Source organism: Mesorhizobium sp. CNPSo 4689 (assembly GCF_057784325.1).
The window spans coordinates 1-24,505 of record NZ_JBWLUZ010000029.1 but is presented as its reverse complement, the minus strand read 5'-3'; the positions used below and the strand labels follow the sequence as shown (position 1 = coordinate 24,505).

The 24,505-nt window shown below is 64.4% G+C and carries 20 protein-coding genes; 9 read left to right on the top strand and 11 right to left on the bottom strand.

From position 1 onward, the window contains the following. Nucleotides 1-3: 3 nt before the first annotated feature. From proC to AC04SI_RS26275, 3 genes are all read right to left on the bottom strand, one after another. Nucleotides 4-819 carry a pyrroline-5-carboxylate reductase gene (gene proC, locus AC04SI_RS26285; protein ID WP_404281085.1) on the bottom strand — a complete coding sequence of 272 codons (816 nt, stop codon included), beginning with the start codon at nucleotides 817-819 and terminating at the stop codon, nucleotides 4-6. 73 nt (nucleotides 820-892) lie between these two features. Next, on the bottom strand, nucleotides 893-2,209 hold the full coding sequence (locus AC04SI_RS26280) for an O-antigen ligase family protein (protein ID WP_488475174.1): 1,317 nt from the start codon (nucleotides 2,207-2,209) through the stop codon (nucleotides 893-895). Beyond that, nucleotides 2,178-3,176, bottom strand: a complete 999-nt coding sequence (locus tag AC04SI_RS26275) for a glycosyltransferase family 2 protein (RefSeq protein WP_488475173.1) — start codon at nucleotides 3,174-3,176, stop codon at nucleotides 2,178-2,180. The genes AC04SI_RS26280 and AC04SI_RS26275 overlap by 32 nt, the downstream gene beginning before the upstream one ends. A 170-nt stretch (nucleotides 3,177-3,346) precedes the next feature. On the opposite strand from AC04SI_RS26275, the gene AC04SI_RS26270 reads away from it, so the two are divergent. The 3 genes from AC04SI_RS26270 to AC04SI_RS26260 are packed head-to-tail and all read left to right on the top strand — an operon-like array spanning nucleotide 3,347 to nucleotide 6,230. Next, entirely contained in the window at nucleotides 3,347-4,519 is a 1,173-nt protein-coding gene (locus tag AC04SI_RS26270; RefSeq protein ID WP_488475172.1) for a glycosyltransferase family 4 protein, read from the top strand. Continuing rightward, nucleotides 4,516-5,310, top strand: a complete 795-nt coding sequence (locus AC04SI_RS26265; RefSeq protein ID WP_488475171.1) for a WecB/TagA/CpsF family glycosyltransferase — start codon at nucleotides 4,516-4,518, stop codon at nucleotides 5,308-5,310. The genes AC04SI_RS26270 and AC04SI_RS26265 overlap by 4 nt, the downstream gene beginning before the upstream one ends. Continuing rightward, nucleotides 5,307-6,230: a DUF6492 family protein gene (locus AC04SI_RS26260; RefSeq protein WP_488475170.1), complete on the top strand. Its 924-nt coding sequence runs from the start codon at nucleotides 5,307-5,309 to the stop codon at nucleotides 6,228-6,230. The genes AC04SI_RS26265 and AC04SI_RS26260 overlap by 4 nt, the downstream gene beginning before the upstream one ends. Nucleotides 6,231-6,246: 16 nt before the next feature. Here the strand turns inward: AC04SI_RS26260 and AC04SI_RS26255 are convergent, their stop codons facing one another. Next, entirely contained in the window at nucleotides 6,247-7,542 is a 1,296-nt protein-coding gene (locus tag AC04SI_RS26255; protein ID WP_488475169.1) for a lipopolysaccharide biosynthesis protein, read from the bottom strand. Nucleotides 7,543-7,742: 200 nt separating this feature from the next. Between AC04SI_RS26255 and AC04SI_RS26250 the strand changes: the two genes are divergently transcribed. The 4 genes from AC04SI_RS26250 to AC04SI_RS26235 all read left to right on the top strand — a co-directional run bounded on the left by AC04SI_RS26250 (nucleotide 7,743) and on the right by AC04SI_RS26235 (nucleotide 14,003). Next, entirely contained in the window at nucleotides 7,743-10,124 is a 2,382-nt protein-coding gene (locus AC04SI_RS26250; protein WP_488475168.1) for a GumC family protein, read from the top strand. Between the two features lie 208 nt (nucleotides 10,125-10,332). Beyond that, nucleotides 10,333-11,232, top strand: a complete 900-nt coding sequence (folD, locus tag AC04SI_RS26245) for a bifunctional methylenetetrahydrofolate dehydrogenase/methenyltetrahydrofolate cyclohydrolase FolD (RefSeq protein WP_488475167.1) — start codon at nucleotides 10,333-10,335, stop codon at nucleotides 11,230-11,232. 17 nt (nucleotides 11,233-11,249) lie between these two features. After that, complete coding sequence (locus AC04SI_RS26240; RefSeq protein WP_481838759.1) at nucleotides 11,250-12,248, top strand: GlxA family transcriptional regulator; 999 nt, start codon at nucleotides 11,250-11,252, stop codon at nucleotides 12,246-12,248. A 90-nt stretch (nucleotides 12,249-12,338) separates the two neighbouring features. After that, nucleotides 12,339-14,003, top strand: coding sequence for a vWA domain-containing protein (locus AC04SI_RS26235; RefSeq protein ID WP_488475166.1), 1,665 nt, complete (start codon nucleotides 12,339-12,341; stop codon nucleotides 14,001-14,003). Nucleotides 14,004-14,071: 68 nt separating this feature from the next. On the opposite strand, the gene edd is transcribed toward AC04SI_RS26235, so the two are convergent. The 3 genes from edd to zwf form a co-directional block, all read right to left on the bottom strand. Further along, nucleotides 14,072-15,895: a phosphogluconate dehydratase gene (gene edd, locus AC04SI_RS26230; protein WP_488475165.1), complete on the bottom strand. Its 1,824-nt coding sequence runs from the start codon at nucleotides 15,893-15,895 to the stop codon at nucleotides 14,072-14,074. Between the two features lie 70 nt (nucleotides 15,896-15,965). Then, nucleotides 15,966-16,682, bottom strand: a complete 717-nt coding sequence (gene pgl / locus AC04SI_RS26225; RefSeq protein WP_488475164.1) for a 6-phosphogluconolactonase — start codon at nucleotides 16,680-16,682, stop codon at nucleotides 15,966-15,968. Further along, nucleotides 16,664-18,133, bottom strand: a complete 1,470-nt coding sequence (zwf, locus tag AC04SI_RS26220; RefSeq protein WP_006202754.1) for a glucose-6-phosphate dehydrogenase — start codon at nucleotides 18,131-18,133, stop codon at nucleotides 16,664-16,666. The genes pgl and zwf overlap by 19 nt, the downstream gene beginning before the upstream one ends. A gap of 279 nt (nucleotides 18,134-18,412) precedes the next feature. Here zwf and AC04SI_RS26215 point away from each other — a divergent pair, with 279 nt between their 5' ends. After that, nucleotides 18,413-19,159, top strand: coding sequence for an SDR family oxidoreductase (locus AC04SI_RS26215; RefSeq protein WP_040582923.1), 747 nt, complete (start codon nucleotides 18,413-18,415; stop codon nucleotides 19,157-19,159). A gap of 72 nt (nucleotides 19,160-19,231) precedes the next feature. Here the strand turns inward: AC04SI_RS26215 and AC04SI_RS26210 are convergent, their stop codons facing one another. The 3 genes from AC04SI_RS26210 to AC04SI_RS26200 form a co-directional block, all read right to left on the bottom strand. Continuing rightward, nucleotides 19,232-20,095 (bottom strand): SH3 domain-containing protein, encoded by an 864-nt coding sequence (locus tag AC04SI_RS26210; protein WP_488475207.1) that lies wholly within the window; start codon nucleotides 20,093-20,095, stop codon nucleotides 19,232-19,234. Between the two features lie 264 nt (nucleotides 20,096-20,359). After that, a complete protein-coding gene (locus tag AC04SI_RS26205; RefSeq protein ID WP_488475163.1) occupies nucleotides 20,360-21,646 on the bottom strand; it encodes an NAD(P)/FAD-dependent oxidoreductase in 1,287 nt (428 codons plus the stop codon). A 6-nt stretch (nucleotides 21,647-21,652) separates the two neighbouring features. After that, the gene (locus AC04SI_RS26200) at nucleotides 21,653-23,089 is read right to left on the bottom strand and encodes a glutamine synthetase family protein (protein ID WP_404281113.1); all 1,437 of its coding nucleotides are present in this window, start codon (nucleotides 23,087-23,089) and stop codon (nucleotides 21,653-21,655) included. Between the two features lie 158 nt (nucleotides 23,090-23,247). Between AC04SI_RS26200 and AC04SI_RS26195 the strand changes: the two genes are divergently transcribed. Continuing rightward, a complete protein-coding gene (locus AC04SI_RS26195) occupies nucleotides 23,248-23,964 on the top strand; it encodes an HAD family hydrolase (protein ID WP_488475162.1) in 717 nt (238 codons plus the stop codon). A gap of 42 nt (nucleotides 23,965-24,006) precedes the next feature. Here the strand turns inward: AC04SI_RS26195 and AC04SI_RS26190 are convergent, their stop codons facing one another. Then, nucleotides 24,007-24,468, bottom strand: coding sequence for a response regulator (locus AC04SI_RS26190; protein ID WP_488475206.1), 462 nt, complete (start codon nucleotides 24,466-24,468; stop codon nucleotides 24,007-24,009). Nucleotides 24,469-24,505 lie beyond the last annotated feature (37 nt).

The following is a 24,505-nucleotide window of genomic DNA, read 5'->3' as shown; positions in this document are numbered from 1 at the left end:
GGGTTACTTCCCCAACTCTATCGACCTCAGCCGCGCCGCTTCCACCGCCTCGGTGAGGAGTTTGGTCAACCGCTCCTCGCCCATCAGCACGGCAAGGGCGGCGGCCGTGGTGCCGTTGGGGCTGGTCACCTGCTGGCGCAGCAGGCCCGGTTCCTCACCGCTTTCGGCGGCCAGCGATGCGGCGCCATAGACGGTCTGCATGGCGAGCAGCTTGGCGGTTTGGGTCGGCAGCCCGGCCTTCACTGCCGCCACGGTCAGCGCCTCGATGAAATGGAAGATATAGGCCGGCCCTGAGCCGGACACTGCCGTCACCGCGTCCATCAGGCTCTCGTCGTCGATGGTGGCCACTTCCCCGCTCGCCGACAGCAGGTCGGCGACGAAACGCCTGGCGTCGTCGGAAACCAGCGGGTTGGAAAACACCACCATCATGCCCTTGCCGATGGCCGCCGGCGTGTTCGGCATGCAGCGCACGATCGGCGCGCGATGGCCGAGGATCGCCTCGAAGGTGGCGACAGGTGTGCCGGCGGCGATGCTGACGAAGGTGGTGCGGCCGTCGCCAAAGCGCTTGTAGGCGGCGGTCACGTCGCGGATCACCTGCGGCTTGACGGCGATGACGACAAGCGCTGGCACCGCATCCGCCGGAATTGCAGCGGCATCGGTCGCCGCGCCGCATCCCAGTGCTTCGGCACGCTTGCGCAGATCGTCATTGGGCTCGACAACGAAGACTGCTGCCGGGGGAAGCTTGCCGGATTTCAGCCAGCCCCAAAGCATGGCGTAACCCATATTGCCGCAGCCGGCGAGAACGAGCCTGATCGTCATTGAAGAACCTCCGCGAAGATGGCTCTCAATAGACGCTCGCGGCGGGACGGGAAAGCCCTCGCCGGAGGAGCAATCAGGAAGGCCGCACCGCAATCGGCCGCAGCGACACTTGCCTCAAACCAAGCACGCCGAGCACGAAGAACAGCCAGACCGGGTCGCCGCGGTGGAAGAAGAAGCTTTCCAGGAAGGCGTTCAGCGCCGCGAACAGCACTACCATCATGAAGAAGTCGCCGAGGTAGATGTTCTCCTTGCGCAGCGGGATGCGCATGTAGTCGCGCAGCGGCGCAATGAGGAAGGTGTAGACCGCAACGCAGAGCGCCGGGATGCCCATCAGCACGGCAATGTCGAGATAGCCGTCATGGCCGTGCACAATGGTTCTGATATCCCAGGGCCGGTCGAAAGGCTGGTCCTGGTTGAGCAGCAGCGGCGTGCCCCAGAAGCTCTCATAGCCGTAGCCGGTCCAGGGCTTCTTCGCCAGCATGTCGCCGGCGAACTCCCACAGCGTGGTGCGCCCGGTATAGGTCAGGTCGGGAAAATAGATCGCCGCCAGATGCTTCACCGGCGGCAGGAAGACGATGCCCAGCGTGCCGACCGCCGTGGCGATGATTGCCGCCGTAAACAGGATCGGCGTGCCGAGCCGCATGCCGATCAAGCTAGGCAGCACCACGATCAGGATCGAGAACGGCACCAGGCCCGCCGTCGTCTTGGAGCCGGTATGCAGCATGAAGATCATCGCCGCGCAGAAGATTATCGCGCCCCACCAGCGTTGCCCGCGCCGATAGAGATAGAGGCCGGCAAAGCTGAAGCAGGCCATGATCGGCCCGGCGATGTTCTTGTGGGTGAACACACCGCGCCACAGGCCGGCATGCTCCGGCTCCTGCGAGTCGGCCGTGTGCATGGCCTCGTGCGGAAAGACGATGAGGCCGAGGTAGGAGAGGCCCATGACGACGATGGCGGTGAAGATGATGACTTTCGAGAAAGCCTCGCCGTCGCGCGGCAGCACCAGGATCGTCGCCATCGTCAGGATGCCGATCAGCGTGAAGGATGCCGCGCGCATCGCCGACGGCGGATCGGTCGCCAGTACGACCGACAGCATGAAGCAGCCCAGCATCAGCATCCAGGACGGGCTGAGCAGCGAGCGCACCACACGCGGGTCGGCGAAGGCCACCAGCGAGAAGATCGAGATCGCGCCGAGCGACGAGAAGCCGAGCTGGTTGACGATGTCGCCGCCTTCGCCGGTGAGCTGGGCGCCGGCCGGCTGAAAGGGGCGGAAGGACACCAGGATCATGGTGAACAGCAGCGCCGCGATCGCTGTCGCCACGCCCTCGCGCGTGAACGCCGCGCTGAGCGGTGCGCGCTCAGTTCTTCTCAGGCTGCCGGTATTGCTCATTGGCATATCCGAATTCGGCGAGCACGCGGCCGAGCGCGACATGGATGGGGTAAAGTGCCGTCGCCGGCGATCCGGTCCGCACCAGCCGGACCGCGCCGCGCAGCGGCGAGGCGGCAAGCAGTGCCAGGCTCTTCGCAAACACTTTGGCGCCGGCAAGCGGCGTGCCGGCACGTTTCTTCTTTTCGACTAGGGTCGAGATCACGCCGTTGCGCAGGCTGCGGGCGCGGATCCAGTCGGCCGCGACACGACGGGCCGGAACGGTCTCCTGTACCTTCGCCTCGGCGCACCAGCCGAGCACGAAGCCCCTCTGCGCCGCCCGGCTGAGGAAATCGGAATCGCCGCCGCCCATGAAATTGAATCTGAGATCGAGGAAGGGCGGCCCCATGGCGGTCAGCACGTTGCGCCCGACCAGCAAATTACCGGAGGAATAGAGCGCCGCAACAAGCCCGGTTTCCCGGTAGGGTGACGCGAAGACCGGGTGTTCCGCCCATCTCGCATGCGCCGGTTCGGCAAACACGGGCACTTGCGGGCCGCCGACAATGTCGGCGCCGAGCGTCTCGGCCGCCTTGCACATGTTCTCCAGCCAGAACGGGTCGGCGATCTCGTCGTCGTCGATGACCAGCAGATGCCTGAAGTCGGGGAAATGCACGATCGCGGTCTGCCAGCCGGCATTGTAGGCGCTGCAATTGCCGCGCTCATGCGCGATGATCACCACACCGGCGATCTCGCCGCGCTCGAACAGCGGCAGCGCCGCCTTGGCGCCGTCGCGCGCCTCGGCCTCGTTTTCCATGACGATGACGGCGAAGCGCCTGGCGGTCTGTTGCGCCTTGAGCGACGCCAGCGTCGCGAGCACCTGTTCGGGCCGTTTGAAAGTCGGCAGCGTGACGACGGCTTCGATGGTCTTGGCGGCGAGCCTCGGAGACCGTCCCGCGATCGATACCGAACCGTCCGATGGCAATGGGATCATCCGTGTCCAGCCGCCTGATGATTTTGGTTTTCGATAGCACCCCGGTGATAACGTTTCGTTAATCACCTTTCGCGGCGAAGCCCGCAAAACCGAGACTCCCGGCCTCGATTGCGTTCACTTAATCAAGGGTTCACCCCGCTTTGCTATCTGGGCTGCACTGGATAGGTGAGATGCATCTGCTGTTCGCCACATCGATCGTGCCCGACGGCGCTCTCGCTTCGGGTTACGAAATCGCCAACGCTGCGATCATCGCTGCTTTGCGGCGCGCCGGCGCGCGAGTCACCGTGATCGGCTTCACCTGGCCGGGAAAGCCTGCCGCCGATCCGGAAAACACAATCGTGCTTGGCGCCGTCGACGTGCGCACCGAGAGCGCCTCGCCACTGCAGAAGCTCGCCTGGGTTGCCAGGGCGGTGCTGTCAGGTCTCACCTTCGCATCGGTCAAGCTGCGCGTGGTCTCCGACGCGGAAGTCCGCGCCGCCGTCGAGCGCGCCGGGCCTTTCGACGGCTATGTACTCAATTCCGTGCAGTTCGCCGGCGCCTTCGAAAAGCTGTTCGGCGACCGTCCCTCGATCTTCGTCGCCCACAATGTCGAACATCGCTCGGCGCAAGAAAATGCGGCCGCCGCGGGTAGCATTCTCCAGCGCCTGCTGTTTTGCCGCGAGGCACGGCTGCTCAAGAGCGTGGAAGACCGGCTTTGCCGCCGGGCTCGCTTCGTTTTCACTCTGGCCGATGAAGACCGCGTAGCGCTTGGCGTCGCCTCAGATGATCGCTCGGTGGTGCTGCCGCTGGTGACCCGCGCCGATGCGCCGGCAAGAACGGGCCAGCGCCGCATCGAATGCGACGCAGCACTGATCGGCACCTGGACCTGGCAGCCGAACCGCATCGGGCTCGACTGGTTCCTGGGCAAGGTGGTGCCGCATCTGAGGCCTGGCTTCCGCATCAGGATCGCCGGCGGTATGCCGTCCGGCATCACGTCCACGCATCCTGGTGTCCAATTCGTCGGCCGCGTGCCTGACGCGCAAGCCTTCGTGCGCACTGCGGCCGTCATTCCGCTGATCAGCACGGCCGGCAGCGGCGTGCAGTTGAAGACCATCGAGACCTTCGAGCTCGGCCTGCCTTCAGTCGCCACCAGCCGCTCGTTGCGCGGCATCGATCACCGGCCGGACAATTGCGTCGTCACCGACGATCCCGTTGCCTTCGCCGCGGCACTCGAAACTGCTGCTTCCGCTGTCAGGGATGTCGATGGCGGCGCTTTCCATCGCCGCCAGGTGAGGGCGCTCGACGCCGCGATCAGGCTCGGCCTGAACAAGCTTGGTCCGGTCAGGCAGGAGGTGTTTGCATGAATATGCACACCGCCCGCGCCGCCATCGGGCGCGACACGTTGAAGACGATCCTCGGCATTCCGGTCCTCGCCATCCGTTGGGACGACGCCATCACCATGCTTGCCCGGCTGATCGCCGAGCGTCGCTTCACCAAGGTCAGCTTCCTCAACGCGCACAACGCCAACATCGCCTATACCGACCCGACCTTTGCCGAAGCGCTCGATGACTTTCTCATCCTGCCTGACGGCGTCGGTGTCGACATGGCGGCAAAACTTCTCTACGGCGCGCCGTTCCCGGACAATCTCAACGGCACCGATTTCATCCCGGCCTTCCTGAAGGCGTCGTCCCGGCCATTAACCGTCGGCTTGCTCGGCGCGACGCGCGTCAACGCCGAGGCGGCGTCGTCGAAGCTTTCGGCGCTCGCCGTGCAGCACAAATTCGTCGTCATCCATGACGGCTATTTCTCCGCCGCCGAGGAGCCGACGATCGTCGACAAGATCGAAATGCTGCGGCCCGACGTGCTGCTCGTCGCCATGGGCGTGCCGCGCCAGGAACTGTGGATCGCGCGCCACATCGACCAGCGCCATTGCACGCTGCCGATCGCCGTCGGAGCGCTGCTCGATTTCCTCAGCGGCACCGTGCCGCGGGCACCGCTGTGGATGCGTCGTCTGCGGCTCGAATGGCTGTTTCGCCTGTGGATCGAACCCGGCCGCCTCTGGCGCCGCTACGTGGTCGGCAACCCATTGTTCCTGTGGCGTGTCGTCGGGCAGAAACTCTCGGGCGCCGGAGCAGGTGCCGGAGCAAACCATTGAACAGCCGGTTCGTGCCTGACGCCGCCGCAGGGTCCGATCCGCTGCGGCAGACGCCGACGGCCGCGGTCGTGACCGCCAGCTATGCGCCGGATTTCGAGCGCTGCCGTCTGTTGTGCGAAACGATGGACCGCCAGGTGTCGGGTGTCGCGCATCACTACATCCTGGTCGAGCACCGCGACGTGGCGCTGTTTCGCCAATTGGAGACCGGCAGCCGCACTGTCGTCGACGAGCGGGACCTCTTGCCGCGTTGGCTGCGTGTCGTCGACGATCCGGCGAGCCTGTTTCGTCGCCGCGTCTGGCTCAGCCTGAAGACCCAGCCGCTGCGCGGCTGGCATGTGCAGCAGCTTCGCCGCATCGCCATCGCGGCGCATGCGAAGGAAGACGTGCTGGTCTTCTGCGATTCCGATGTTGCCTTCGTCAAGCCGTTCGACCTGAGCGCCTTCTGTCGCGACGGCAAGGTGCGGCTGTTCCGGCGTGACGGCGTCCTGTCCGGCGAAGGGCATGAGGAGCATCGCATCTGGTCGCGCAACGCCGGTTCGGCGCTAGGCATCGATAGATCCAAGGTTTCGACGCACGACTACATCTCGACGCTGATCGCCTGGCGCCGGCAAACCGTGACGGCGATGTGCGCCCGGATCGAGAAAGCCCATGGCCGCAGCTGGGTCGAGGTCGTTGGATCGAAAAGAAAATTCTCCGAATGCATGATCTACGGCCGCTATGTCGACGAGGTGCTGGAGCGCGCCGGCCATTTCCGCGGTTCGGAAGAGTTCTGCCGCGTCCACTGGACCGGCGAGGCGCTGTCGGACGACGAGTTCCGCCGCTTCGTCGCCGCCATGGCGCCGCAACAGGTGGCGATCGGCATGCAGTCCTTCATCGGCACCGATATCGGCCGCATCCGCCGCCTGATCGACCTCACCTGATCAGGGCGAAATTGTGCTAGATTGCCTTAGCCGGCTTGCGCATCGCTGAATAGGTGAGCAGCGCCGAGGCGATGTAAAGCAGCAGGAAGACGAGGTTGAGCGACAGCACAAGATTGGGCGTGTCGGCGATCGCGGTCAGCACATAGGTCAACAGCACCGCCTTCAGCCCGGCCAGCAGGCCGAGGTTGAGCGCCCTGACCGCCGTCTGGCCGCGCGCGAACAGAAGCTCGGCCTGGTATTCGACCAGGTTGCGAAGTCCTGGAACGCAGATTGCCAGCGCCACCAGCGGTGCCGCCTCCGCGACATTCCTGCCCAGCGCATTGGGGAAGAAATGCAGCACGATGCCGAGCGCCGCCAGCGCCAGCGTCGAGACCAGGAACACGCCGCCTTCTATGCCGCTCTTGACCGCCAGCCGCGACAGCTGTTCCGGCGCCCGCATCATCCGCTGCACCAGCATCATCGAGAAGGTGCGGATCGGGATCGCCGTCAGGTCGACCAGCCGCATGATGATAGCGTAGATACCGGCAAGATGCGGCCCGCCGATCGCCAGCACCAGGAGCTTGTCGAACTCCATCTGCAAATAGAACAGCACCTCGGCACCGGCGACGTAGATCGAATCGGCAATCCGCCTGAGGTAGAGCTCGGTGCGTAGCCTCAGCCGCTGGCGCGGATAGAAGAAGCCGAAGGCGATAATCAGCGAAACGGCATTGGCGCCGACATAGTACCAGGACCAGACGCCGACCGTGTGTTGCGCCGCAAACATGAACAGCACCGCGCCGGCGGCCCGCAACGCTGTCGCCAGGATCGTCAGCACGGCGGCGCGGCCGAATTTGCCGAGGCCGTTGTTGACGATCAGCACCACCTCGACCGGCCGCCACAAAAGCGCCTCGGCAAAGACGATGGCCGCGAAGACCGAAAGCGGCACGGTGCTGGCAAAGAAGACCAGGTAGACGCCGTATGAGGCGGCGGCCAGCAACGGCAGCGACACGACGCCAAGCAGCAGGAAGCCGGCGGTGAAGGTGCCGATCAGATTCGGGCGGATGGTGGCGGTGCGGTACAGCGCCGAGATGAAGCCGAAGGCGAGGATGCGCGACAGCATGACGCCAGCCGCCGATGCGGTGGCGAACATGCCGAACTCGGCGATGGACAGCGTGTTGGCCAAGGCGATGAAATAGGCGAGCGAGAACACCAGCCGCCCGCCGGCGCCGCTGATGGCGGAGAAATAGTCGATGACAAGCTTCCGCCGTGCGGCCACGAAGGTGCCGATCCGGGCGAAGGTCCGCCTTTGCGGTATGTCACTGGCTTGGGTCATGTGTCCGGCAGAACATAGGCCGGAAAGCTTAACGTGCGGTTCTGGACGCCTCGATCGCACCTGAAAACGATGCAATCAAAGCGCGAAAACTCTGCCTTCCTCATCCGAAAATTAACCATTTGTTTCCTATGCCTGTTTAGCGTGGCTTAACGATTGGCCGACGCCTTTCCCAAGCCGCCGAACAGTAAAGTTCCAAGAAAATGGTCGACAGGGAAAACCGAGACGACTGGAGGCGTGAGCGCTCTCTGCTGGCGCTCGGTCAGGCCATGCGTGGCGAGGACGAGGCCGACGCGTCGCTGGTGTCGATCGGCGACCGGGCAGACCCGGCATGGCGCGAGGATGCCGCCGCACGCCACCGTCTCGCCCGCTCACAACGCGAGGCGCGGTCGAACCCGCCTGCGACCACGGCAGAGCCCGGCCAGTATCAGCCCGGTGGCGGCCCCGTTTTGGAAGAGGCCTCGCCCGAGGACGGTTGGGCGGCTCGAAACAGTTACGCGCAGGCCGGGCCGCGCGAAGAGCCAGTTGTCCGCCCCTCCCAGGACTACCGCGCCAAAGCCGCCTTCGAGCCTCGATACGCCAGCGAAGAGCGGCGGCCCGCAGGGGCTGATGACGACGGGCAGGAATGGAAGCCGCTGATCGATCCGGCGCATGTCGTTCGCCGCATTGCCCGTTCGAAGCTGCTGATCCTGTCGACGACAATACTGGGTGCGGCGCTCGGCATCGCCATCGCCCTGTCGACGCCGAAGAAATACGAAGCCACCACCCAAGTGGTCATCGAGCCGGGCGACCTGAAGCTTTCCGACAACGATCTCACTCAACCGGTCGGGCAGCCCGATGCCGCGCTGGCCGTCGTCGAAACCCGGATCAAGATGGTGTCGTCCGGCAAGGTCCTCGACCAGGTCGTCAAGGATCTCAATCTTGTCAACGATCCGGAGTTCAACGGGCAAGGTTCCGGCGGCCTTGGCGTCATGTCGCTCATCCGCTCGATACTGTCACGCCAGGATGGACCTGGCGGCGCCGATGACATTCGCCGCCAGGCGCTGGCGGTTGGCAATCTGGCCGAGAGCCTGTCGGTCGAGCGCAGCGGCAAGACTTTTGTCGTTTCCATCAGCGCCACCACCCAAAGTGCCGAGAAGTCGGCGAACATCGCCAACACGACGAGAACCGTCTTCCAGGAGGAGGCGGCCAACTACCAGTTCGACATGGCCGGACGCGCGACGAACCAACTGACGTCCAAGCTCGATGACTTGCGCAAGGGTGTCGAGGCGGCCGAGCGCAAAGTCGAGGATTTCAGGGCCACGCATGGTCTTATCGACGCGCAGGGCCATTTGATCAGCGACGACCAGATGCTGAAGCTCAACGAGCAACTCTCCGTTGCCCGCGCCCGCACGCTGGAGCTCAATGCGCGAGCGGCGTCGACGCGTTCGATCAACGTGAATTCGGTTCTCAACGGCACCTTGCCGGAAGAAATCAACTCCAACATGATGAGCGAACTGCGCTCGCAATATGCGACGCTGAAGCAGGAGGCCGACCGCGCCGCGGTACGGCTTGGGCCGCGCCATCCCGAATTCCAGGCGCTCAGTGCCCAGCTCGATGGCGCGCGCGAGCGCATCGCCGGCGAACTGCGTCGTATCTCCTCTTCACTGCAGGTCGACCTCAAGCGCGCGGTCCAGGTCGAGCAGGACCTGGCTTCGCGCCTGGCGCAGGCAAAGGTCCAAAGCGGCGACGTCAACAACGACCTGGTCAGCTTGCGCGAACTGGAGCGTGACGCCGCGGCCAAGCGTTCCGTCTATGAGCGCTATCTTCTGCGCGCCAAGGAGACCGGCGAACAGGAAAACATCAACACCACCAACATCAATCTGATGACCGAGGCTCGACCCCCACTCGAACCAAACGGGCCGTCGCGCGCCGTGATTGCGCTTGCCGGACTGCTGCTCGGGCTGGCCGCCGGCATCGGCCTCGGCGGCATGCGCGGCGCCTATGAGAGCGTGCGCGAAACTGCGGCGTTCCGGTCCCGGAGCAAGACCGACAAAAGCAGGCCGGCTTTCGACGACAAGGCCTATCGCGCTGCACCGCCGCCGGCCGCACCGGCCGCGCGGCCACCTGCTGCACCGCAAGTTTCGAGGCCCCAGGCCGTCGACGTTGGGACCGAACAGTCCGGACCGATTGGCGCAGTGCTTTCAGCCATAGGCGGGCTTCTTCCAGGCAAACAGCAGAAGCCTGCCACGATGCGCGCCGACAAGCCCGTCTCGCCCCCCGTCGCCCAGGCGACAAAGCCGGTACGGAACGCAGATCCGCAACCGAAGTACCAGCAGGAGACTCCGCGCCAGTCGATGTATCCGGCTCCTCGGGCGGAGGCCTACTCCCATGCCAGCCAGCCCGAATACCCTCCGGCCCGGCAGACGCCGCCGAGCCCCACTCAACAGCCAGTGATGCCTCCGGTTGGGCAGGGACCGAATCCTCCTCAGGAACCGGACGCCGATCAGCAGACCCAGATCGATGAAATCCGCGACAGCCTGCGCGAATTCCGCGATGCGGTGCGCGAACTGACCGAAAGCCGTTCAAACCGCCGCTATTTCTAGAACTCCCGGCAACCGATAAAAGCGGCCGGTTTCGAGTTTACGGCATGTGACGGCGTTTTGACGGGATTGCCCGCTGGAATTTTCGTGAAAATGCCGCGCTGCATGGTGCCCGAAACCGCAAGGCGTTTCCGGGTGCATCGATGTGCAACCAGAGATCGAGCGTGCACGGACAGGCGCGCTCCAGGCAGAACAGTGTTGAAGGTGGTCCATGGCCGAATTGATTGACGGAAAAAGCGTCGCCGAAGACGTGGTTCAGAAGGTCAAGGCCCTGACCGCGGAACTGGTGGGCAAGGGTGCGGAGAAGCCCGGCCTGGCGGTGGTGATCGTCGGCGAGGATCCGGCAAGCCAGGTCTATGTCGCCTCCAAATCCCGCACCGCGAAGGAATGCGGCTTTCATTCGCTCCAGCACACGCTACCGGCCGACACCTCCGAACAGGCGCTGCTCAAGATCATCGGCGATCTCAATGCCGATCCGGCCGTCAACGGCATTTTGGTGCAGCTGCCGCTTCCCGCCCATATCGATTCCGGCAAGATCATCCAGGCCATCGCACCGGAAAAGGACGTCGACGGTTTCCATTTCATCAATGTCGGCAAGCTCGGCACCGGCGAACTCGATACGGCCTTCGTACCGTGCACGCCGGCCGGCTCGATGCTTTTGATCGAGCGCGTGCGCGGCAAGGACCTGTCCGGCCTCAACGCGGTCGTCGTCGGCCGCTCCAACATCGTCGGCAAGCCGATGGCCAACCTTCTGCTCGCCGCCAACTGCACGGTCACCATCGCGCACAGCCGCACCAGGGACCTGCCGGCGCTCGCCCGCACCGCCGACATTCTGGTGGCGGCCGTCGGCCGACCCGAAATGGTCAAGGGCGACTGGGTCAAGCCGGGCGCTACCGTCATCGATGTCGGCATCAATCGCATCGCCGCGCCCGAAAAGGGCGAAGACAAGACCCGACTCGTCGGCGACGTCGCCTATGCTGAGGCGGCGCAAGCGGCCGGCGCCATCACCCCGGTTCCCGGCGGTGTCGGACCGATGACCATTGCCATGCTGATGGCCAACACTGTAGCTTCCGCCTACCTCGCGGCCGGGATGAAGCGGCCGTCCTTCTGACCCGGAAAGCTTGAGCGTTGCCAAACCTTACTGCTTCCGTCGAACGGCCGCTCACGAACGAACCCGTTCAAGGCGGCCGGCAGTTCGCCTTCCTGCTGGTCGACAAGTTTTCGATGTTTTCGCTGGCTGCGGCGATCGACACCTTCCGTTCGGCCAACCGCCTGCTTGGCCGCGATTTCTATGGCTGGACGACGGTCTCGGCCGACGGCGACGCCGTCATGGCCTCCAACGGCTTGCCGCTCAAGATCGACTATTCTGTCGCCGACTTGCCTCCTGTCGACATCCTGTTCGTCTCGGTCGGGCTCACCACCGAATTCCCCGGCAAGAGCAAGGTGCTGGCGGCGCTGCGCAACTGGGGCCGGCGCGGCAACGCGCTCGGCGCGCTCTCGGTCGGCTCCTATCTGCTCGCCGAAGCAGGGCAACTCGAAGGCTATCGCTGCACTATCCATTGGGAGAACCGCGCCGGCTTCATGGAGCGCTTCCCCGACATCAACTGCACCGGCAACGTCTTCGAAATCGACCGCAAGCGCTATACCTGCGCCGGCGGCACCACCTCGATCGACCTGATGCTGGAGATCGTGCGCGGCGATTTCGGCTCCAACCTCGCCAACGGCGTCGCCAATCAGTTCCAGCACGAGCGCATCCGCTCCGCCGGCGACCGCCAGCGGGTCGGGCCGGAGCGCGACCTGACCGGCAAGTCGGAGAAGCTCAGGCGCATCGTCGAACTGATGGCCGATCACCTCGACGAGCCGCTGTCGGCGGTGCAGCTCGCCAAATCGGCGGGCCTGTCGGTACGCCAGGTCGAGCGCCTGTTCCTGCGCCATCTCAGCGTCACGCCCGGCCGCTACTATATGCGGCTGCGGCTCGAGCGGGCGCGCGAATTGCTGCGCCAGACCAATATGCCGATCCTCGACGTGGCGATCGCCACCGGCTTCACCTCGCACTCCTATTTTGCCCAGAGCTATCGGCTGCAATTCGGTCGCCCGCCTTCCGAAGAGCGCCGCACGACCTATTGACCTGCGGTTCTCGCAGTCTCGGACTTGTGTCCTGACGCCGGGTCAAATACCTTTCCGGCGCGGACCAGAGGGCGATCTCGGGAGATTTTGATGGCGGGACTTTTGCGGAGCGTCGCTGCGGCGATCCTCCTTTTGTTAATGACTTCGGTTGGCTTTGCCGCCGGCAAGGTCGTCATCGTTCTCGATGCGTCAGGCTCCATGTGGGCTCAGATCGACGGCAGGCCGAAGCTCGAAATCGCGCGTGAATCGCTGCGCAACGTGCTGCAGTCGGTGCCGGCCGACGCGGAAATCGGCTTCATGGCCTATGGCCATCGCCAGAAGGGCAGCTGCGACGACATCGAACTCATCGTGCCGCCGCAGGCCGGCTCGGCCAGCGCGATCTCGGCCGCCGCCGACAGCATGAAATTCCTCGGCAAGACGCCGCTCACCTCCGCCGTCAAGCAGGCGGCCGAGGCGCTGAAATACACCGAGGACAAGGCAACAGTCGTTATCATCACCGACGGGCTTGAAACCTGCGGCGGCGACCCTTGCGCGCTCGGCAAGGAGCTGGAAGCGTCCGGCATCGACTTCACCGCCGACGTCGTCGGCTTCGGGCTGACCGCCGATGAGGGCAAGCAGATCGCCTGCCTCGCGGAAAACACCGGCGGCAAATACATCCAGGCCTCCGACGAGAAAGCGCTGCAGGAAGCGCTGGTCGAGACGGTGGCGGCGCCGGCACCGGCGCCCGAACCTGCTCCGGCCCCTGAGCCGGCGCCCGCGCCGGAGCCTGTCAAACCGGAGTTCAATTTCATCCCGACCGTCGTTATGGCCGAAGGCGGCGAGCCGCTCACCGACGGCAATGCCTGGGAGATCTACAAGGCTGGGTCCGACGGCACGCGCGGCGAATCCGTCACCACCCAATATGGCGCTTACAAGGGCAATCTGGAGCCGGGCGACTACGTCGTCGTCGCCCAGGACGGCGAGGCCAAGGTCGAGCAAAAGATCAAGATCGAGGCGGGCCAGGTCTACACGCCGCTCTTCACCTTGAATGCCGGCACGCTCATCATTCATCCGCGGCCGAGCCCGGGGGCGGACGTCGTCGATGGCGCGGCCGTCGTCATTGACTATCCGGGCGCCGATCACCCTGCGACCTACTATGGGACAACGAAAGTCCTGTTGCCGGCCGGTGACGAGAAAGTGACCGTCACGATCGGGCAGGGCGAGGTCACAGAGACGATTGCGCTGGCTGCCGGCAAGACCGTGGAAAAGGACATGATCGCCGGTGTCGGCCGTGTCGTCGCCAATGCCTATTATACCGCCGGCGGCGACAAGGCCGACGCCTCAGGCATCGGCTTCAAGGTGCTCAAGGCAAAAAAGAAGATCGACGGAACCAGGGACGAGGTCACCTATTCCTACGGGCCCGACAGCAAGTTCGATCTGCCGCCGAATGACTACGTGCTGATTGCGACGGTCGATCTCGCCGTGGTCGAGCAGCCGTTCACCGTCAAGGTCGGCGAGTTTCAGGACGTAAAGGTTGCGTTGGATGCCGGCGTGCTGGCGATCACCGCGCCCGGAGCCTCGAAGATCGAGATTTTCGAGATGGAGAAGGACATCAACGGCAACCGCAAGTCGCTCGGCTATGCCTACGACCAGAAGTATCAGGCGGCGATACCGGCGGGCGACTATACTGTCGTGTCGGAGAAATCGGACAACAGCTCGAAGGAAGGCACCGTAACGGTCAAGGCCGGCGAGCGATCCGAACTGACGGTGCAATAGGATCCTATGGGCGAACGCAAAAGGGCGGCCGCAAGCCGCCCTTTTTCATGAGGAGGACAAGGCGTCCTTCAAGCTGTTCCGAAGGCGCTGGCGCCGTGGTCGGCGCGGCCGACCAGTTGCCGGAACCCGGCGAACAGCTCGCGGCCGAAACCGAATTCATTGCCGATGAGGTCGGCATCCGCCGTGCGGCGCAAGGCAAATTCCGTCCCCGGCACCAGCACTTCCAGCGTTCCGGCATCGGCATCGAGGCGGATGATGTCGCCCTCGTGGATCCTGGCGATAGGGCCGTCCTCGACCGCCTCCGGCGTCACATGGATGGCCGCCGGCACCTTGCCGGAAGCCCCCGACATGCGACCGTCGGTCACCAGCGCCACGCGCTGGCCGCGATCCTGCAGGATGCCGAGCACGGTGGTCAATTTGTGCAGTTCCGGCATGCCGTTGGCCTTCGGCCCCTGGAATCGGATGACGGCGATGAAGTCGCCGGTCAAAGTCCCGGCCTTGAACGCCTCGTTCAACCCTTGCTGGCTATCGAAAACCTTGGCCGGCGCCTCGATGACGCGCCGTTCCGGCTTCACGGCGGACGTCTTGATGACGGCGTGGCCGAGATTGCCTGAAAGCACTTTCAGCCCGCCGGTCGGCTGGAATGCCTTTGCGAACGGCGCCAGCACCTTCTCGTCGCCGCTCTCCAGCGGCGAGGCCTCGCGCACCACGCTGCCGTCTTCGCCGAGCCTAGCCTCGACCGCATAGGGCCTCAAGCCTTCGCCCCACACCGTCTGCACGTCCTCGTGCAGTATGCCTTCGTCGAGCAGCTCGCGGATCAGGAAGCCTAACCCGCCGGCGGCGTGGAAATGGTTCACGTCGGCAAGGCCGTTCGGATAGACCCGTGCCAAGAGCGGCACGGCTTCCGACAGGTCGGAAATATCCTGCCAGGTAATGGCGATGCCGGCCGCGGCAGCCATGGCGATCAAATGGATGGTGTGGTTGGTCGAACCGCCGGTGGCGTGCAGGCCGACGACGCCGTTGACGATCGAGCGCTCGTCGATCATGCGGCCGACCGGCGTATAGGCATTGCCGAGCGCGGTGATCGCCAGCGCCCGCTTCGTCGCCTCGCGGGTCAGCGCATCGCGCAGCGGCGTGCCGGGATTGACGAACGAGGCGCCCGGCGTATGCAGGCCCATGATCTCCATCAACATCTGGTTGGAGTTGGCGGTGCCGTAGAAGGTGCAGGTGCCCGGCCCGTGATAGGATTTGGACTCGGCCTCGAGCAGTTCGGCCCGCCCGGCCTTGCCCTCTGCATAGAGCTGGCGGACCTTGGCCTTTTCGTCGTTGGGCAGACCTGTCGTCATCGGTCCGGCCGGCACGAACACTGCCGGCAGGTGGCCGAAGGTCAGTGCGGCGATTACCAGCCCCGGTACGATCTTGTCGCAGACGCCGAGATAGACGGCGGCGTCGAACATGTTATGCGACAAGCCGACCGCGGCGGCCATGGCGATTACGTCGCGCGAAAACAGCGACAGCTCCATGCCGGGCTGTCCCTGGGTGACGCCGTCGCACATCGCCGGCACGCCGCCGGCCACCTGGGCGATACCGCCGGCCTCGCGCGCCGCTTCCTTGATCAGCGCCGGAAACGTCTCGAACGGCTGATGCGCCGACAGCATGTCGTTGTAGGAGGTGATGATGCCGAGGTTCGGTACCTGGTCGCCGCCAAGCGCCACCTTTTCCGATGGGCTGCAGACGGCAAAGCCATGCGCGAGGTTGCCGCAGGACAGCACCGCCCGTTTGGCGGTGCGGTTCGACGCCTCGGCGATGCGGCCGAGATAGCGTTCGCGGCCTGGCTTGGAGCGCTGGCGGATCCGTTCGGTGATGGCTTCGATGTCGCGTCTGGCTGTCATGGCGGTCGGTCCTTTCAAGTCCCGGAAAACATCCTCCCACCGTCTGCCGGGACCATTGGCGAGTTGAAAATCAGGGTGCCCAGAAAACCTCTACGGCGCTGGGCGCCGCCTCGAGCACGGCACGGATCGGCTTTTGCGGTCCCGGCCCCATGGCGTTCTCGAAGGCGCTGCGTTTCTCCTGGCCTTCTATATGGAGCGCGATGAAGCCGGCGGCGACGATACGCGCCAGCGACAGCGTCAGCCGCGGCTCGCCGGCGCTGTCCGCGTGGACCGGCAGAACGATCCTTGGCGAGGACGGGTCGAGCAATGTGGCCAGGTCGTCCGCGTCGGGAAAGAACGACGCGGTGTGGCCGTCGCCTCCCATGCCGAGCACGACGACGTCGAGCGGCCAGGGCAGCGACTGCAATGCCGCGTCGTCGGACGCCGCGGCGGTCTCGATGCTTGTCGCCTCATGGTAGAGCGGCACGAAACGTGCGGCCGCGGCCGCGTTCTGCAGCAGGTTGGCGGCCACCAGTCCGGCATTCGAGCGCGGCGAGGAGGCCGGCACGAAACGCTCGTCGACCAGCGTCACCGTGACCTTGTCCCAGGCGATCGGAATATGAGAGAGCGCGGCGAAGAACTTCGCCGGCGTCGTGCCGCCGGAGACGGCGAGCAACCCGGTGCCGCGCTCGGCGATCGCCTTGGTCAGGCGGCCCGCGACATGGCCGGCGAGTGCGGCCGCCAGCTCCGGGCGATCGGCAAAGCCGTTCCAGCTAAAGCCGGCGTCGCTCAATTGCTCTCGTGCCATGTCCGCCCGTCGCGTTCGATCAGCGCAATCGAGGCCGATGGCCCCCATGTGCCGGCCGTATAGCCCTGCGCCTCCTGCCTGGCGCTCTCCCAGGCGTTCTGAATCGGGTCGATCCATTTCCACGCGGCCTCGACCTCGTCGCGGCGCATGAACAGCGTCTGGTTGCCGCGCACGACATCCATGATCAGCCGCTCATAGGCGTCCGGCGCGCGTCCGTCGAAGGATTGCGCGAAGCTCATGTCGAGCGGAATCTGGCGCAGCCGCATGCCGCCCGGACCGGGATCCTTGATCATGATGAACTGCTTGACGCCTTCGTCGGGCTGCAGCCTGATGACCAGCTGGTTGGCGAAGATCGGCCCGGCGCTATCGCCGAAGATCGAGTGCGGGATCGGCTTGAACTCGATGACGATTTCCGAAACCCGGGTCGCCAGCCTTTTGCCGGTCCTGAGGTAGAACGGAACGCCCGACCAGCGCCAGTTGCCGATCTCGGCCTTGATGGCGACGAAGGTCTCGGTGTTGCTGTCCTTGCCGAGTTCCTCGACATAGCCTTTCACCGGCCCGCCGGCCGAGGCACCGGCGCGATACTGGCCGCGCACCGTGTGCTTCGGCGCCTCGTTGCCATTGACGCGCTTCAGTGCCCTGAGCACCTTCAGCTTTTCGTCGCGCACCGCGTCGGCGTCCATCGACGACGGCGCCTCCATCGCGACGAGGCAGAGCAGCTGCAGCATGTGGTTCTGCACCATGTCGCGCAGCGCGCCAGCCTTGTCGTAATAGGTGACGCGGTCTTCCAGGCCGACCGTTTCGGCGACCGTGATCTGCACATGGTCGACATTGGCCGAATTCCACAGCGGCTCGTAGAGCGCGTTGGCGAAACGCAGCGCCATCAGGTTCTGCACCGTCTCCTTGCCGAGATAGTGATCGATGCGGAAGATTTGGCTTTCGTGGAAGTCGTCGCCGACCAAATCGTTGAGCGCCCGTGCCGAGGCGAGATCGCGCCCGATTGGCTTCTCCAGCACGATGCGCGAGTTCGGCGTGATCAGATTGTGCTCTTTCAGCTTGTGCGAGATGTCGCCGAACAGTGCCGGCGCCACCGCCAGGTAGAAGGCGCGGATGCGGTCGCTGTCGCCGATCGCCTTCTTCAACTTGTCGAAGCCGGCGCCGGTGGTCGCGTCGGCCGAGACATAGGAGAGCCGCGCCAGAAAGGTTTTCAGCTCCTTGGCGTCGATATCGGCTGGTTTCACATGATCCGATATCGCTTGCTTGGCGAAGGCCTGGAATTCCTCGTCGGTCATCTTCGAGCGCGAGGTGCCGATGATCCGCGTCGGTTCGGAAAACTGGTGGTCGCGCTGGCGATGGTAGAGCGAGGGCAGGAGCTTGCGTTCCGACAGGTCGCCGGTGCCGCCGAAAATGATGAAGTCGAAAGGATCGACGGGTATGATCTGGCTGGTCATGGTCTGTCCGCTTTGACGCCGGTCGCATTGACGGGGCTGATATAATCTAATCGATTTAAATTTTCCAGTGCCATGGTGTCACATCTAAGTCTGGAGTGTGCCCCTTGACACTGGCACAAGCCGGAGGTCTGTCGACGGACGATGGTTCCGGGAAGCCTTCGCACCTGCAACATAGAGCGGGATTGTGACGAAAGCCAAAGGAGAAATTGGCGTTTGCCGCACATCTTTCGAGGGTTGTGGCCGGCGCAATGGGTTGTCTTCATCATGGGTGAGAAAAGCATGCGCCTGGAAAACAAGGTCGCCATCATCACAGGTGCGGCGTCGGGCTTCGGCGAAGGCATGGCCAGGCGCTTTGCCGAGGAGGGCGCCAAAATCGTTGTCGCCGACCTCAATGCCAGGGGCGCGGAACGCGTCGCCGCCGAGATCGGCAAGGCCGCGATCTGGACCCAGACCGACGTTTCGCTACGTTCCGAGTTCGATGAGATGGTCTATGCCGCAAAGAGCGCCTTCGGCCGCATCGACATCATGGTCAACAATGCCGGCTACACCCACCGCAACGGCGACATGCTCGATGTCAGCGAAGAGACTTTCGACCTGATCACCGCCGTCAACATGAAGGCGATCTACCACGCGGCGCTTGCCGTGGTGCCGATCATGGAGCGGCAAGGCGGTGGCGTCATCCTGACCACCGCCTCCACGGCCGGTCTCAGGCCCCGGCCCGGCCTCACCTGGTACAACGCCTCGAAAGGCTGGGCGATCACAGCGACCAAATCGATGGCGGTTGAACTGGCGCCGAAGAACATCCGCGTCAACTGCCTCTGTCCCGTCGCCGGCGAGACCGGCATGCTGGAGAAATTCATGGGCGCCGACACGCCCGAGATCCGCGAGAAGTTCCGCGCCTCGATCCCGCTCGGCCGGCTCTCAACGCCGCTCGATATCGCCAACGCTGCACTCTGGCTTGCCTCGGACGAGGCTGCCTTCATCACCGGCGTGGCGCTGGAGGTCGATGGCGGGCGCTGCATCTGAGCTGCGACCGCCGGGAAACTGATCGCCCGGCTGTCCGGCTGCTATCCGGCGCTTAACCGCCACTGCCGATCGTCAGGCGCCAGTCTTGATGTAGGTCTTGTAGACCCAGCCGCGCTTGCCGTTATAGACGATCTGGCACCATTTCTTGCAGCTTATGACTTGCACCGAAGTCTTGGCTGGCACGGTGAGCATCGCGGCCGCTTTCTGTTTCGGGCCGGCCCGCATCGTGACGGCCTTGAGGATGCGTCCGGTAGCGGCGCTCGCTTTCTGTGGCTTGGCCTGGCTGTCGTCAGCTTGGCTCGCGGCCGCTGCCGCAACCTGCGGCTTTGGCGTGGGAATTGCGGCGGTCTGTGCGCCGTCCATGCTGTCGTCGGTCGCTCCATCCTCTGGTGCGGCGACGTTGGACAGCGCAGTCGTTGCGTCGTTTTTCGCTGCCGGCTCGGCGAAGGCCGCTGCCGACGGTTTGGCGTTATCGTCAGCAGGCTTGCTTGCCGCCTGCTCGGAGGTGGCGGTCGCCGTGCTGGCGGACGCGGCTTCCGTGTCCGCACCGGACCAGCGCGGGTCATTGGCCGCCAGCGCCGGGATGCTGGCCTCCTTGGCCGCCACCGCGGGTGAAACCGCGTCGGCCTTGCGCGCTGCCTGCGGTGCAGCCGCAGCCACCGTCGCATTCGCGGTCGGGGGCGCAATCTTCGTTGTTTTCACCGGAACGGCTGGAACGGTCTGCGCGGGGCTCGCGATTGCTTGCCGGTCGTTGGCCGGCAATGCCAGCCATAGCGCCACACCCGCGACGCCAAGCAGCGCGGCAGTGCCGACCGCTGCAATCACCAGATGTGCGTTCGAGCGGACTCCCTGCCAGAAAGAGGGCCGCATCTCATAACCGAACTGCATGGCGAAGCGCCGCCGTTCCGGCGCACCGAAACTGAAGGGCTCGTTCACTCCACTACCTCCAACATACGGGCCGACGTTCTTTCGATCGGCGCCAGAAATGCGGCTTTCGATCGGCATCGGTCCCAAAACCTAAGCGGGCAAGCCCGCGGAAGTCCCCGTTTGATAGCCCAGAACCGCTACCTTTTGCCGGCGATTGTGGCATCAGTGCGCCCTAACCGGGAATTTTGCACACTTGTTAAGGATTCTGCAACGTGTCGCTGGGGCAAGCCAACAGCAGACTTAACAGTCTGATTCCGCGTGGAGATGCCTTTTCTAGATCCTGTCCCGCAGCGCAAACCAGTTGAGCGCCAGGAACAGCAGCGGCGTGCGAAAACGTCGACCGCCGGGGAAGGGCGGTATCTTCAGGTCCTCGATCAGCTTCAGCCGGTCGCGATTGCCGGCGATCGTCTCGGCATAGAGCTTGCCGAAGAAGTGGGACAGCATGACGCCGTGGCCGGAATAGCCACCGGCCGAGATGACGTTCGGCATCACCTCGCGCACGAACGGTTTGCGCGGCACCGTGATGCCGACATAGCCGCCCCAGCCATGGGTGATCTCGACATCCTTCAACTCGGGATAGAGCTCCGATATCTGCCGGCGGATGTGGATATGGATGTCCTTCGGATCGTTGACGGCATAGATCTCGCGCCCGCCGAACAGCAGACGGCCGTCCCTGGTCTTGCGGAAATAGCGCACGACGAAGCGGGAATCGTCGACGGCCTCGCCGCCCGGCAGCACTTGTGTGTCAGTCCCGAGCGGCACTGTAGCGCCGATGAAGGAGCCGATTGGCATGATGTGCGCGGCGCTCACTGGCTCGAGCGTGCCGCCATAGGCGTTGACGCCGATCAGGCATTTTTCAGCAGTGATCGTGCCTTTCGGTGTCGTGACCCTTACCTTGCCGCCACTGGAGCTGATGCCGGTTGACGGCGTTTGCTCGAACAGCTGGGCGCCCGCTTCCGCCGCCACCATTGCCGTGCCGATCACCAGCTTCAGCGGGTGGATATGCCCCGTGCCGGTGTCGCGCGTGCCGCCGAAATAGGCGGTCGAACCCAGCCGCTTCGCCGTCTCACGGGCGTCCATGAACGTCATATGCGGATAGTTGAAGCGGTTCGCCATGATCTCGGCATGCGCCTTGTAGTCGTCGACGTAACGCTGCTTGTGCGCCACCGACATCTGGCCCGGCATGTAGTCGATTTCGATGTTGTTGACGGCAGCGAATTCAAGGAGGTGCGCCTTGGCCTCTTCGGCAAGGTCGAACAGCGCCTTGGCGCGGGCAAAGCCGTATTCCGCCTCCAGTTCCTCGGCCCAGGCGCGCTGGCCGGTACCAAGCTGGCCGCCATTGCGGCCCGACGCGCCGTCGCCGAAACGATGCGCCTCGATCAGCACGACATTGGCCCCCGCTTTGGCCAGATGCGCCGCCGCCGACAGCCCGGTGAAGCCGCCACCGACGATGACGACGTCGCATGTCCGGTCGCCATCGAGCGACGGGTACTCGGGCCTTGGTCCGGCCGTGTCCTCATACCAGGACCGCCCGGGTGAAATCGGAGATTGATAATTCATGATCGGTCAGACGTTGAGCAGCAGATACTCCCGCTCCCACGGGCTGATCACTTCCATGAAGGTCTCGAATTCTGCCCGCTTGATCGCCGCATAGGTTGCGGTGAACGACTTGCCGAGGAGCGCGCCGAGCTCTTCGTCCGCCTCGAACAGGTCGACGGCTTCGAGCAGGCCGCGTGGCAGGTCGATCTCGTCTTCATTGGCGGTCGTCAGCACCGGCGGCTCGGCCTTGATCTTGTTGGTCATGCCGATCAGCCCGCAGGCGAGCGACGCGGCCATCGCCAGATAGGGATTGGCGTCCGAGGAGGGGATGCGGTTTTCGACGCGCCGCGCCGCCGGGTCCGAGCGCGGCACGCGGAAGGCCGTGGTGCGGTTGTCGTAGCCCCATTTGTTGTTGACCGGCGCCGAGGCCGCCTGCGTCAGCCGGCGGTAGGAATTGACATAGGGCGCGAACATCACCAGCGCGTTCGGCACATGCTTCTGCATGCCGCCGATGAAGTGGAAGAAGGCGTCCGTTTCCGAACCGTCCTCGGCCGAGAAGACGTTGCGGCCGGTCTTCTTGTCGATGATCGACTGGTGGATGTGCATGGCCGAGCCGGGCTGGCCCTGGATCGGCTTGGCCATGAAGGTGGCATAAATCTCATGCTTCAGCGCCGCCTCGCGGATGGTGCGCTTGAACATGAACACCTGGTCGGCGAGTTCGATCGGGTCGCCATGGCGCAAATTGATCTCGAGCTGACCGGCGCCCTCCTCATGGATCAGCGTGTCGATCTCCAGGCCCTGGCTCTCAGAGAAATGGTAGATGTCGTCGATCAGCTCGTCGAACTCGTTGACGCCTGCGATCGAATAGCCGGCGCCACCGCCGATAGGCCGCCCTGAGCGCCCGACCGGCGGCGTCAGCGGATAATCCGGATCGGGGTTCTTGCGCACCAGGTAGAATTCGATCTCGGGCGCCACCACCGGCTTCAGGCCGCGTTTGTCATAGGCTGCAAGCACGCGCTTCAGCACATTGCGCGGTGTGAACTCGACCGAGCGGCCGTCCTGGTGGACGAGGTCGCAGATCACCGCGGCCGTCGGATCCTCTTCCCAAGGCACCACGGTCAGTGTCGAAAGGTCGGGCATCAGCTTGAGGTCGCCGTCGTCCTCCGGATAGTGGAAGCCGTTGCCGTCCTCCGGGTAGCCGCCGGAAATCGTCGTCATGAACACCGCCGAAGGCAGCGCCAGCGAGGTGTTGGAGGTAAACTTCTTCGACGGCATCATCTTGCCGCGGGCGACGCCGGCCTGGTCCGGGGTGATGCATTCGATGTCTTCGATGCCGCGCCATTCCAGCCAGGCGCTGACTTCCTTCCAGTTCTTGACGCCACGTTGGTTTTTCACAAAGGCAGGCGTACGGACACGTCCTCCGCGGCTCGACGGACGGACTTCCTTTTTCGCAGGCGGCATCATTCACCAGATTGGGTTGCGGATTGCCGAGTATAGCCGTGGCCGGCGATGGAAGGGAAGGGGAGCCGGTTGCCGTACGCCCCGCCAGTTGAAAATCGCTGCAGGCAGCTTAGGTTTTGGCCACCCGCAGACTCGGGCGGTCCCAGGGTGGAAGGCGTCGAATGCAAGACAGGCCAAAACTGACGACAATCGGCTTCGATGCCGACGACACGCTGTGGCAGAACGAGCAGTTCTTCCGCATGACCGAGAAGCGCTTCGCCGGGCTGCTCTCCGATCATGGCGAGCCGGAACACATTTCGGCAAGATTGCTGGAGGCCGAGAGGCGCAACCTTGGCGTCTACGGTTTCGGCATCAAGGGGTTCACCCTGTCGATGATCGAGACGGCGATCGAAATCACCGAGGGTCGCGTGCCGGCGCCCGTCATCGCTGAAATCCTCGCCGCCGGCCGTGAGATGCTGAGCCACCCGATCGAGCCGCTTCCCCATGCGCGCGAGACGGTAGAGAGGCTCGCCGGCGCCTATCGCCTGGTGCTGATCACCAAGGGCGATCTCTTCGACCAGGAGCGCAAGCTGGCGCAATCGGGCCTCGGCGATCTGTTCGACGCCGTCGAGATCGTCAGCGACAAGAGCGCGGCCACCTACACCAGGATCTTCGGCCGTCATGGCGACGGGCCTGAGAAGAGCATGATGGTTGGCAACTCGCTCAAGTCCGATGTGGTGCCGGCCATCGAGGCCGGCAGCTGGGGCATCCACGTGCCGCATGAATTGACCTGGGTGCTCGAACATGTCGAGCCGCCGTCGGCCGCGCTGCGCTTTCGCCAGATCGCCGATCTCGGCGAACTGCCCGCTCTGGTGGAGAGCATCACGACACCAGGCTGATGACATCGCGGCCATTGAACCGGCCGCCGAAAATTCAAACCGTCAGCTACGGCACAATCCGATCAACCGGTCGATCACCGGTTGTAGCCTTTCGGGTGTGATCGGCTTGGCGACCACGACATCGATCACGCTCGACAGGCCGAGGCTCTCGGGCGTGCCATTCTTGGTTGAAAGCAGGACCACCGAGGGTAGTGCCCTGCCCGAGGTCCGCCGCAGCGCGTCGATGCCGGACAGCAGCGTGTCGCAGTCCTTGTTGTCGGCTCCCCCGTCCAGCACGATCGCGCCGGGGATGAGGGAACGCAGCGCCTTCGCCGCCGTCTCGGGCGACTCCGAGATCGGCTTGAGCCCGGATTTCTCGACGATTTTCGAAACCACGACCCGGTTGATCGGTGATTTCCCAACGACGAGCACCTGTGAGAAGTCCGTTACCATCTCGATGCTCGCGCCGCGTTCCGACAGATCGAGGTGTTTTACAGTCCTGGTCTCGCGATTCAAAGGGGACATGGGCGGGCGGGCACTCATCTCTGTTTCAATGCAGGGT

Bases quoted from the DNA above. Each gene is read 5' to 3' on its own strand.
- AC04SI_RS26200 (WP_404281113.1), bottom strand. From the start codon at position 23,089: ATGATGCCGCCTGCGAAAAAGGAAGTCCGTCCGTCGAGCCGCGGAGGA.
- AC04SI_RS26270 (WP_488475172.1), top strand. From the start codon at position 3,347: ATGCATCTGCTGTTCGCCACATCGATCGTGCCCGACGGCGCTCTCGCT.
- zwf (WP_006202754.1), bottom strand. From the start codon at position 18,133: ATGACCAGCCAGATCATACCCGTCGATCCTTTCGACTTCATCATTTTC.
- folD (WP_488475167.1), top strand. From the start codon at position 10,333: ATGGCCGAATTGATTGACGGAAAAAGCGTCGCCGAAGACGTGGTTCAG.
- AC04SI_RS26250 (WP_488475168.1), top strand. From the start codon at position 7,743: ATGGTCGACAGGGAAAACCGAGACGACTGGAGGCGTGAGCGCTCTCTG.
- AC04SI_RS26190 (WP_488475206.1), bottom strand. From the start codon at position 24,468: ATGTCCCCTTTGAATCGCGAGACCAGGACTGTAAAACACCTCGATCTG.
- AC04SI_RS26255 (WP_488475169.1), bottom strand. From the start codon at position 7,542: ATGACCCAAGCCAGTGACATACCGCAAAGGCGGACCTTCGCCCGGATC.
- edd (WP_488475165.1), bottom strand. From the start codon at position 15,895: ATGACAGCCAGACGCGACATCGAAGCCATCACCGAACGGATCCGCCAG.
- pgl (WP_488475164.1), bottom strand. From the start codon at position 16,682: ATGGCACGAGAGCAATTGAGCGACGCCGGCTTTAGCTGGAACGGCTTT.
- AC04SI_RS26235 (WP_488475166.1), top strand. From the start codon at position 12,339: ATGGCGGGACTTTTGCGGAGCGTCGCTGCGGCGATCCTCCTTTTGTTA.
- AC04SI_RS26205 (WP_488475163.1), bottom strand. From the start codon at position 21,646: ATGAATTATCAATCTCCGATTTCACCCGGGCGGTCCTGGTATGAGGAC.
- AC04SI_RS26265 (WP_488475171.1), top strand. From the start codon at position 4,516: ATGAATATGCACACCGCCCGCGCCGCCATCGGGCGCGACACGTTGAAG.
- proC (WP_404281085.1), bottom strand. From the start codon at position 819: ATGACGATCAGGCTCGTTCTCGCCGGCTGCGGCAATATGGGTTACGCC.
- AC04SI_RS26195 (WP_488475162.1), top strand. From the start codon at position 23,248: ATGCAAGACAGGCCAAAACTGACGACAATCGGCTTCGATGCCGACGAC.
- AC04SI_RS26275 (WP_488475173.1), bottom strand. From the start codon at position 3,176: ATGATCCCATTGCCATCGGACGGTTCGGTATCGATCGCGGGACGGTCT.
- AC04SI_RS26280 (WP_488475174.1), bottom strand. From the start codon at position 2,209: ATGAGCAATACCGGCAGCCTGAGAAGAACTGAGCGCGCACCGCTCAGC.
- AC04SI_RS26215 (WP_040582923.1), top strand. From the start codon at position 18,413: ATGCGCCTGGAAAACAAGGTCGCCATCATCACAGGTGCGGCGTCGGGC.